The organism is Pseudomonas koreensis (genome assembly GCF_012986595.1).
Lineage (GTDB): Bacteria > Pseudomonadota > Gammaproteobacteria > Pseudomonadales > Pseudomonadaceae > Aquipseudomonas > Aquipseudomonas koreensis.
This window is the reverse complement of the sequence record NZ_JAAQYM010000026.1, coordinates 1-566: the sequence shown is the minus strand read 5'-3', so window position 1 is coordinate 566 and position 566 is coordinate 1. Positions and strand designations below refer to the sequence as shown.

Sequence of the window (566 nt, the reverse complement as noted above, 5' to 3'; positions counted from 1 at the left end):
TTCCTCCTCTTTTCTCTTTCTGGCTTCCCCCCTCTCCTCCGCTCCGGCCTCCGTCTTCCTTCTCCCCTTCTTTCCCTCCTTTGCGCTGGTCGCCCTCTCCGGCGCCCCTTTCGTCTTCGGCGTCCGGTGCCCCCGGGCTCTTGTGTTCTTCCGCCTCCCCCTCCCCCCTTTCTCTCCTCTCCCTCTCCTTTCCCCCTTTTCTTCTCTCCCTTCCCTTTCCCCTCTTCTTTCTTCCCCCCCCTCCTTCTCCTTTTTTTTCCTTCTTCTCTTTTTTTTCCTCCCCCTTTTTCCTCTCTTCTCCCCTTCCTCTTTTTTCCCCCCCTTTCCTTCCTTTCCCCCTCCCTCCCTTTCCTTCTCCCCCTTCTTTTTCTTTTCCTTTCCCCCTCCTCTCTCCCTTTTCTCCTCCCCCTTTCCTTTTCCTTCTCCTCCTCCTTTCCCTCTTCTTTTTTTCTTTTCTCCTTCTTCTTTTCCCTCCCCCCTTTCCCCTTCTTTTTCTCCTTCTCTTCTTTCCTTCTTTTTTTCTCTTTTCTCTCCCCTCCTTCCCTTTTTCTCTCTTTTCTTTTTCC

At 52.7% G+C, this 566-nt stretch carries 1 protein-coding gene; it reads right to left on the bottom strand.

Features of this window, described 5'->3' with window-relative positions; all coding sequences use genetic code 11:
• Window positions 1-566, bottom strand: a 566-nt coding sequence (locus tag HBN98_RS27805) for a hypothetical protein (RefSeq protein ID WP_222935028.1), incomplete at both ends; no start/stop codon positions are given.